Genomic DNA, 9,020 nt, shown 5'->3' with positions numbered 1-9,020 from the left:
AGCTTGCCCTTGGCGTGCTGCGCCTGCGTCGCCTTCTCGCTCGGCCCGGCCATCGCCTGCGCACGGATCCCGTGCAGCTCGGCGACCCGCCCGCGTTCCTCCGTCGCCCCGCTCTCCTCCGAAACCGAAGCCGGAGCAGTCGCCCTCGCCATGCCGGCCCCCTCTCTGGGACAGACCGGGAGCCCTCGCTCCCGTGATGAGGCATCCTAACAAACCAGGCGCGCGGTTTCTTATTGAGGACTCAAGGAGTTCTGGAGCCTTCTGCGCTGTTCAGCAACTCCTCCGAGCCACCTGGCCGGATCCGGTTGCCGCCACCGGTGATCCACGGCTGCAACGAGCCGTCCGCCCCCTTCCGCCGGACGATCCGCCCCGCCCGCGCCCCGATGCCGCCGATTCCGGCCCACCACCCGGCTTCGCCACCCGCGACAAGGCTTTTCCCCCTCTTCATCCGCTCTTCCCCCTGCTTCACGGGCCCCTTTCACGGCCGACCGGCCGCTCCAGAACCGCTCGAGAGCTGCTCGAAACAGGCCACGCCCCGCCCCGGCACCCCCTCCGGCACCCGCCGCGCGAACCACCGGCCCCGCTCCGTCGGCGTCCACCGCAGGTCACCTCGCGACAGGTCACCGCACAGGCGGAAGCGAGGCGTGCGGGTCGACCGACCGCAACACGGCGAGCAAATCGGAAGAAATCCGTCCGCATCTTGTGCAGCCGGAGTGAAGGGAACCGCTAGAAATAAAACCGGATGGTATGTATCTTCGACAGCCTGAGGGGGTCACCCGCAGATCTGGACGCCAGCGCGGCTCAGGGGGAGAGACATGTCCGCGATCACGTTCCGCACAGAACGCCCGATCAGCCCGATACAGGGCGGGTCCTTCGCCGCTGCCGAACCGGCCGGCGCGTCGGCGACGAGAGTGTCCCACTACCCGTCACTGACCACGACCGTCCCCAAGGAGTTCGTCCACCGCGCCAGCATCGCCGAGGTGCTGCTGACGGACTGGCGACGCCAGGACAGCCGCCACTTCACCGTGACGGCCCAGTGGCCGCGCGGACACAGCTTCTTCACGAGCGTACAGAACTGCCATGACCCGCTCATGGTTGCAGAGACGTTTCGCCAGGCGGGAGTGCTCCTCGCGCACACCGAACTCGGCGTGCCCCTCGGGCACCAGCTCCTCGTCCGGGACCTCGGTGTCCATGTGGAACCGGAACATCTCGGCGTCGGCGGCGTGCCCGCGTCCGTGGAGCTGGAGATGACGTGCACGAACGTCAAACAGCGCGGCGGCGTCCTGGCCGAGTGCCGGTACGACGCCGTGATCCGCCGCGACGGGGACTTCGTGGGAACCGCGTACGGCACCGTCACCTGCATGGCTCCCAACACCTACAAGCGTGTGCGCTCGCTGCACGGGCCCGAGGCGGGATCGGCGCCGCTCGCGCTGACGGCTCCGGTGGCGCCCCAGCTCGTCGGGCGCTCCTCTCCCAAGGATGTGGTGCTGTCACCCACGGAGGAGCCGGACCAGTGGCGCCTGCGGGTCGACCGCAGCCACCCGATCCTCTTCGACCACCCGCTCGACCACGTGCCGGGCATGCTGCTGCTCGAAGCGGCCCGCCAGAGCACGTCGGCCACCCTCGGACACGCCTCCCTGCCCCTGCGCATCGAGAGCGAGTTCGAGCGCTACGTCGAACTCGACGCCCCGTGCCTGATCGAGACGAGCCGGATCCCCGGCGCCGGCCCGGCCGGCGAGGATTCCGTCGTCGTGACCGCCCGTCAGGCGGACGAGCCCGCCTTCCGCTGCACGGTGGCCCTCGACACCCCCGCACCCTGAGCGCGCCGGACCTCCGGCGGATCTCCCCGGCCGGTGGCCGGATCCGGCCAAGAAGATCCGGCCGCCGAGCCGTCCGGTCCATCTGTCCTGTCCCCCGGCCCATCTGCACTGTCCCACCGGCCCATCTGCCCTGTCCCGCCGGTCCCGTACGTCGTTCCCAGCCTCCGGAATCAGCCGTCCGCTGTATGGACCAAGGGGTACGCGATGCCGATCCCTCTGTAAGATACAAACTGGACGGTTTTTTTAGGGGGCCCTCAGGGGCTCGTCGACTGCATGACGGTGGAGGCCGGAGTGTCGAAACAGGACCGGGCCATCCGCACCCGGCAGACCATCCTGCGGGCAGCCGCCAAGGTCTTCGAGGAACACGGATACCAGGCCGCGACCATCAGCGAGATCCTGTCCGAGGCGGGTGTGACCAAGGGCGCGCTGTACTTCCATTTCCAGTCCAAGGAGCATCTCGCCCAGGGCGTTCTCACCGAACAGAACAACGAGTTCGCCGTTCCCGAGCGGGCCAGCAAGCTGCAGGAACTCGTGGACGCCACGATGTTGCACGCCTACCGGTTGCAGACCAATCCCATGGTGCGCGCCAGCGTCCGCCTCGCCATGGACCAGAGGCAGGCCAACCTCGACCGCAGCGGCCCCTTCCTGGCCTGGAGCGGGACGGCCCTGGAACTGCTGGAGAAGGCCCAGTCGCAGGGTGAGCTGCTGCCCCAGGTGGTGCCCTCCGAGACGGCGGACGTGTTCGTGGGGGCCTTCGCGGGCGTCCAGGCCATGTCCCAGGCCCTCAACGAGTACGAGGACCTCCTGGCCAGGGTCAGCAACCTGCTGCGCCACCTCCTGCCCAGCGTGGCACAGCCCTCGGTGGTCGCCTCCCTGCACATGTCCGCCTCCCGGGGAGAGACGGTCTACAAGGAGGCCGAGGCACTGATGGAGGAGCACGGCGCGCTCGCGACGGCGGCCGACTGAGACGGGCCCGGGGGATCTCCCCGGGTCCGGGAACATCGACGACAGCCACAACAGGGGGAACCGAGACATGGGGGCACTGTCCGGAAAGACGGCGCTCGTCACCGGCGCGGGCCGGGGCATCGGCAGGGGGATCGCCCGTGAACTGGCACGGAAGGGCGCCCTGGTCGCGGTCCACTACAGGAGCGACGAGGACGCGGCACGCGAGACGCTCGGCCTGATCGCCGAGGAGGGCGGCCGGGCGTTCCCGGTCCGGGCCGAGCTGGGCGTGCCGGGAGACGTCGAGGAGCTGTACGCGCGGCTGGAGGAGGGTCTGGCCCGCCAGGGCGCGGGGTGCGAGCTCGACATCCTCGTCAACAACGCGGGGATCAGCGGTTCGGCGCGCATCCACGAGGTGACCCCCGAGCTGTTCGACCGGCTCTTCGCCGTGAACACCAGGTCGCTGCTCTTCGTCGTCCAGCGAGGTCTGAAGCACCTGCGCGACGGGGGCCGCGTCATCAACGTCTCCTCGGCCGCCGCCCGGGTCGCCTACCCCGAGTCGGTCGTGTACTCGATGACGAAGGGGGCGGTGAACACCCTCACCCTGGCCCTGGCCAAGGAGCTCGGGCCACGCGGCATCACGGTGAACGCGGTCGCCCCCGGCTTCGTGGAGACCGACATGAACGCCGCGAAGCGGACCACCGCGGAGGCCGCGGCACACCTCGCCGCCTCGTCGGTCTTCGACCGGATCGGGCAGCCGGCCGACGTCGCCGAGATCGTCGCGTTCCTGGCGTCGGACGCGTCCCGCTGGGTCACCGGCCAGATCCTGGACGCGAGCGGGGGCTCCCGGCTCTGACCGCGCCCCGGGCCCCGGGCCGACACCCGACACCCGACACCCGACACCCGACACCCGACACCCGGTGATCATCCGTCCGCCGGGGTCAGAACAAACCGGCCGGAAGGTATTTCCTCCCGGCGCCCCGCCGAGTCCGCACCACGGACATCCGCGGCCAGGAGGACCCCGTATGACCGTATTTCCGCACTCCGACCGTTCCCCGGCCCCGGGCGGCACCCCGGGGCCGGTCCTCGTCGTGGGCGGCACGGGTTTCATCGGCGGCGCCGTCCTGAGAGCGCTGGCCCGCCCCCACGGCCCCCGCGGCGGCGGCGCACCCGCCCTGCGGGCCCTGTGCCGCAGACCCCCGCAGACCGGCGGCCTCCCCGGCGTCCGGTACCTGGCGGGCGATCTCACCGACCCCGCCACACTGCGCGACGTCTGCTCGGGCGTCACGACGGTGGTCCACGCCGCGAGTTACGTCGGCCGCGACCCCCGGCAGTGCCAGGACGTCAATCACACGGGGACCCTGGCCCTGCTCGACGAGGCCCACCGGCAGGGGGTCCGGCGCTTCCTCTACCTCAGCACCGCGTCCGTCTACGGCACGGGTCCCCACCGCGGTGTCCGCGAGGGGCAGCTCGATCCCTCGCCCGCCTCCGCCGCCAGTGCCTCGCGGCTGCTCGCCGAGGAGGAGGTCCGGGCGGCGGGCGGCACGGTGCTGCGCCCCCCGCTCGTCTACGGCGTCGGAGACCGGTGGTTCGTTCCCGCCGTCGCCCATCTGCTGCGCCGGGTACCGTTCTGGCCCGACGGCCGCAGCGCCCGTACGTCCGTGATCGCCGTCGAGGACCTCGCCCGGATCACCGCCGCCCTGGTGCGGCAGCCCCGGGCGGCCGACGGCACCTACCACGTGGCAGATCCCCGGCCTCTGCCCTGGGAGGACCTGCTGGCCCGGCTGCGCACCCTGCTGCACCTGCCGCAGGCGCCACCGGTCCCCCTCGCCGAGCACCGCTCGCTGGTGAGGCGTTCCCTGCCGGCCCTGTCCGACCACCAGTACGCACTGCTCACCGAGGACCACTGGTACGACACCGACCGGATCTGGCGCAGCACGGGACTGCACCCGGGCCCCGGCTTCGGGGAGCGTTTCGCGGCCTGCCTCGCCTGGTACGCACGGCAGTTGCAGCCCTCCGCCACGTGACACGGGCAGGGCCCGGCGGGCCCATGGGCCCGATGGCTCGATGTCGCTCGTCGGCCTTGACCCTGGGTCGTCGTGCCGGACGCTGACGGCATGACCCCTTCCGCTTCCTCGCCCTGGACCGGCATGGTCCCCGTCGACGACACGGCCCTGGCCGTCACGGACACCCGTGGGCCGGGCCGTCCCGTCGTCTATCTGAACGGCTCCTACGCCGACCAGGCGCACTGGCGGCATGTGATCACCGAACTCGGCGCCGATTTCCGGCACATCACCTACGACGAGCGGGCCCGCGGCCGTTCGAAGCGGTCGGCGGACTACTCCTTCGAGGCGTGCCTGCGCGACGTCGACGCGGTCCTCGCGGCGACCGGGGTGGAGCGGCCGCTGCTCGTCGGCTGGTCCTACGGTGCGGCGCTCGCGGTGCACTGGGCCGACCGGGAGCCGGACCGCGTGCTGGGGGTGGTGTCCGTGGACGGCGCCATGCCGTACGGCCTGACCGGCGCGGAAGCGCACGAGCGGATCCGGAAGCTGTTCCGCCGGATGCGGCCGCTGCTGCCGCTGGTGCGCCCGCTGGGCATGGCCGCGCGGATGGACGTCCACCAGCACGCCGAGATCAACATCGAGATCAACGAGATCTCCGCCGCGCTCGCACCGGTCCTCGGCCGTCTGACCTGCCCGGTGCGGTACGTCCTCGCCACGGGTGCCAGCCTCGGCGGAGGCCGGGAGGAGATGGAACAGCTGCGTGCCTCGCTCGACCCGGTGCTCGCCCGCAACCCGAACCTCCGGGTGAGCGCGAAGGTCGCGAGCAACCACTCCCGCATCCTGCGCAAGGACTTCCGGGCCGTCGCCGAGGCCGTGCGCGAGACCGCGGCCGCTCACGACCGCTGAGCGGCCGCCGTGGCGGGCGGCCTCCGGCCGGGGCCGGTCCGGACGCCGCCCGCCACGGGCCGGCCGGCCGCCGGCTCACACGACCGCGCCGTCCTTCGTCCTCCTGCTCAGGGCCGGCCTGCTGGAGCGGGAGAAGTCCTGCCACATCTCCGACAGGCCGACGACGGTGCGCGCCACGAACAGCCTGCGGATCGACACCTCCTGCCTGAGCTCCGCCCGGATCAGGCCGACCAGCCTGATCGCCCGCAGGGAGTTGCCGCCGAGGTCGAAGAAGTCCTCGTCGATGCCCACCCGGTCCAGTTCGAGCACCTCGGCGAACGCCTCGGCCAGGATCCGCTCGGTGTCGTTGCGCGGTGCCCGGTACTTCCCGTCGTCGGCCCCGGGCTCCGGCAGCGCCGCCCGGTCCACCGACCCGTCGGCGGTCAGCGGCAGGCGTTCCAGCACCGTGAACACCGACGGCACCATGGGCTCCGGCAGCCGTCCCGCGGCGAACCGGCGCAGCTCCTCACCCGAGACGGTCTCGCCGCCCACCGGGACCGCATAGGCCAGCAGGCGCTGCTGCCCGGAGCCGTCCCGCCCGACGGCCACGGCCGCCCCGGCCAGCCCGGGGTGCTCGGACAGCGCCTCCTCGACCTCGGCCGGCTCGACACGGACGCCCCGTACCTCCACCTGGGAGCCGGCCCGGCCCATGTGCACAAGACGGCCGTCGGCATCCCGTCGCACCCGGTCCCCGGTGCGGTACATGCGCGCTCCGGCCGGTCCGAACGGGTCCGGCACGCACCGCTCCGCGGTCCGCCCGGGCCGTCCTGGGCAGCCGCGCGCCACTCCGGCACCGGCCACGTACAGCTCTCCCACCACGCCGGCGGGCACCGGTGCCAGTCCCGGTCCGAGCACATGGAGGACGGTGTCGTCCGCCGTGCCGTGACCGGTGAGGACCGTCAGCCCGGGGCATGCCTCCCGTACCCGTCGTACCGCGGCCGCGGGCACCGGGCCGGCACCGGTGCGCACCTCGCGCAGCCCGGCGAGGCACTCGGGGCGCTGTGCCGCGATCGCCGTGAACAGGCCGGCGGGCAGCCTCACCGAGGAGATCCCGTGCGCGGCCCGCGCCTCGGCCAGCACGCCGGCGTCCAGCTCTCCCCCGGGTGCGACGACCACCCGGCCGCCGTTCAGCAGCGGCACCCACAGGTCGTCGGCGAGCGCGTCCGAGGCGGGGGGCCCGTGCCACAGCACGGTGCCGCGGCCGGCGTCCTGCCCGCGGCCGAGGACGAGCCGCGCCATGTTCCGGTGCGTCACGGCGAGTGCCTCGTCCTCACCGGCCGGTCCGCAGCCGTACAGCACGGCCAGCAGATTGTCCTGCCGGACCGGGACCGGGACCTGTGCCGCACCGCCGCTGCCGTCCTCGGCGACGGTGTCCCAGCCGGTGGCGCAGAGGGCGCCGAACTCGATCACCGGTACGTCCAGGTCCGCGGAGAGCACCCCGGCGGTCGCCGCGTCGGTGAGCAGCGCGCGCGCCGAGGCGTCGCCGAGCCGCGGCCCGATCCGCTCCGCCGGGAGCGCCGGGTCGACCGGCAGGCAGGCCCCGCCCGCCTTCACCACGCCGAGCAGGGCGACGGCCAGGTCCACCGACCGGGGCAGCGCCACCGCCACGACCGTCTCGGGTCCGACATCCCGCCGTCGCAGGGCCGCGGCCAGACGGCCGGACCGCTCGTCCAGCTCCTGGTACGAGACCGTCCGGTCGCCGGACACCAGCGCGACGGCCTCGGGGTCCCGCTCCACCTGCCGGGCGAACAGCTCGGGAACCGTCGGCCCCGGCGCAGCGGTGTCGTCCGGTGCGACCGGCTCCCGGTCGCGCCCGGCGCCGCCCGTCACGTCCAGCGCGCCGACCGGCTGCTCACCGGCGGCCACCACCGCGCGGATGTACGCGATCAGCTCCTCGCCGATGAAGCGCAGTTCCGCGCGGGAGTACAGGCTCGCGGGGGCGTCGAGCCGGACGAAGAGGTCGCTGTCGGCGCTCCCGTCGCGGTAGACGCCGATCGACAGTTCGTCGAAGGTCCCGGTCGTCGCGCCGGAGTAGCGCGCCGGGCTGTCGGCGAAGCGGAGCTGCTCCGCGAACTCGACGACGTTCACGACGGCGCCGAAGCTGCCGCGGCCGCTCAGGGCGGTCCCGCTCGCGCGCTGGATGTCGGAGTAGTGGCAGGCGGTGTGGTCGAAGATCTCGTACGTCTCGTCGCCGATCGCGTCGGCGACCTCGGTGAAGGCCGCGCCGAGCGGGACCCGCACCCGCACGGGCACCACGTTCACGGCCAGGCCGGGTGTCCTGCTCGCCACGCCGACCCGGTTGCCGACGGCCAGCGACAGCAGGAACTCGGGGCGGTCGCAGCGGTGGCGGAGGTACACGGCCACCGCTGCGGTCAGCATCGACGACGTCCACACGCCCAAGGACTTCGCGTGCTCGGTCCAGGCGTCCGCCTCGGCGCGCGGAACGGTCAGGGTGCGGCTCGCCATGCCGATGGCGCCGGCCACCTCCGACCAGCGGTCGGCGCTGCTCAGCGGTTCGTCGAGCGCGGTCCGCGCCGGGCCGGACAGGGGGACGCGCGGAATCTGCGCGGGCGGGGGCGCGTCCGTCAGGTAGGTGCGCCAGAACTCCTCGTCCTCGGTGGACCTCGGGGAGGCGAGGTACTCCACCGCCTCGGCCGCGAACGACTCGGCGTCCCACGGGTGCGGCAGCGCCGGTGCCTCCGTCCCCCGCACCAGCGCCGTGTACACCTCGGCGAGGCGCCGCGACAGCAGGCCGCCCGCGCCGAACCCGTCGGATATGAGGTGGTGGTAGGCGATCACCAGGAGGGAGCGGGTCCGCGAGAGTCTGACCGTGCCCAGCCGGAACAGCAGGTCCCGCGCCAGGTCGAACGGCTGCCGCACCAGGTCGGCCAGGGCCTCGCGCGCCGCCTGCTCGGGATCGGCCTCGGCGCGCAGGTCGAGGAGGAACGGCCGCCAGTCCCCCAGTTCGCGGGGCACCAGACGCAGTCCGCCGCCGTCGTCGACGAAGTTGACGCGCAGCACCTCCGCCTCGTCCATCACCCGCAGGAACGCGGATTCCATGACCGCCGTGTCCAGCTCGCCGTCCACGTCCCACATGGTCAGCGCATGGTTCGGCGTGTCGGGAGCCATTTCCTGCGCTCTCCACATGCCTTGATGCGCAGACGACACACCGAACGAACGCACAGAGATCAACTCCTCGGCAGACAGATCCGGAATTCGGATGAATGCGCAGATCACCCCCACTCTCAGGGGTGTGGGTCAGCCGTTCAAGACAGCCGGCCGCCCGGCGGGACAGGCCGCTGCCGCTCTT

General features: G+C 72.7%; 6 protein-coding genes. 5 read left to right on the top strand and 1 reads right to left on the bottom strand.

The features are described from left to right. The first annotated feature begins 815 nt into the window (after window positions 1-815). The 5 genes from ACIQGV_RS39675 (at window position 816) to ACIQGV_RS39655 (ending at window position 5,671) form a co-directional block, all read left to right on the top strand. Window positions 816-1,820: a ScbA/BarX family gamma-butyrolactone biosynthesis protein gene (locus ACIQGV_RS39675; protein ID WP_402504390.1), complete on the top strand. Its 1,005-nt coding sequence runs from the start codon at window positions 816-818 to the stop codon at window positions 1,818-1,820. Between the two features lie 291 nt (window positions 1,821-2,111). Beyond that, window positions 2,112-2,786 carry a ScbR family autoregulator-binding transcription factor gene (locus ACIQGV_RS39670; RefSeq protein ID WP_402504387.1) on the top strand — a complete coding sequence of 225 codons (675 nt, stop codon included), beginning with the start codon at window positions 2,112-2,114 and terminating at the stop codon, window positions 2,784-2,786. A 67-nt stretch (window positions 2,787-2,853) separates the two neighbouring features. After that, window positions 2,854-3,618, top strand: a complete 765-nt coding sequence (locus ACIQGV_RS39665) for a glucose 1-dehydrogenase (protein WP_402504385.1) — start codon at window positions 2,854-2,856, stop codon at window positions 3,616-3,618. Window positions 3,619-3,787: 169 nt separating this feature from the next. Continuing rightward, window positions 3,788-4,789, top strand: coding sequence for an NAD-dependent epimerase/dehydratase family protein (locus ACIQGV_RS39660; RefSeq protein WP_402504382.1), 1,002 nt, complete (start codon window positions 3,788-3,790; stop codon window positions 4,787-4,789). A gap of 90 nt (window positions 4,790-4,879) precedes the next feature. Then, a complete protein-coding gene (locus tag ACIQGV_RS39655) occupies window positions 4,880-5,671 on the top strand; it encodes an alpha/beta fold hydrolase (protein WP_402504381.1) in 792 nt (263 codons plus the stop codon). A 75-nt stretch (window positions 5,672-5,746) separates the two neighbouring features. Here ACIQGV_RS39655 and ACIQGV_RS39650 read toward each other — a convergent pair whose 3' ends face one another. After that, complete coding sequence (locus ACIQGV_RS39650) at window positions 5,747-8,878, bottom strand: AMP-binding protein (RefSeq protein WP_402504378.1); 3,132 nt, start codon at window positions 8,876-8,878, stop codon at window positions 5,747-5,749. Window positions 8,879-9,020 lie beyond the last annotated feature (142 nt).

It is taken from the genome of Streptomyces sp. NPDC093094, from assembly GCF_044754345.1.
Lineage (GTDB): Bacteria > Actinomycetota > Actinomycetes > Streptomycetales > Streptomycetaceae > Streptomyces.
The sequence above is the reverse complement of the archived record's forward strand: the minus strand, read 5'-3'. Positions and strand labels throughout refer to the sequence as shown.

What these genes read in the sequence shown, in the direction of transcription:
- ACIQGV_RS39675 (WP_402504390.1), top strand. Translation starts at nt 816, where the DNA reads ATGTCCGCGATCACGTTCCGCACAGAACGCCCGATCAGCCCGATACAG.
- ACIQGV_RS39655 (WP_402504381.1), top strand. Translation starts at nt 4,880, where the DNA reads ATGACCCCTTCCGCTTCCTCGCCCTGGACCGGCATGGTCCCCGTCGAC.
- ACIQGV_RS39665 (WP_402504385.1), top strand. Translation starts at nt 2,854, where the DNA reads ATGGGGGCACTGTCCGGAAAGACGGCGCTCGTCACCGGCGCGGGCCGG.
- ACIQGV_RS39660 (WP_402504382.1), top strand. Translation starts at nt 3,788, where the DNA reads ATGACCGTATTTCCGCACTCCGACCGTTCCCCGGCCCCGGGCGGCACC.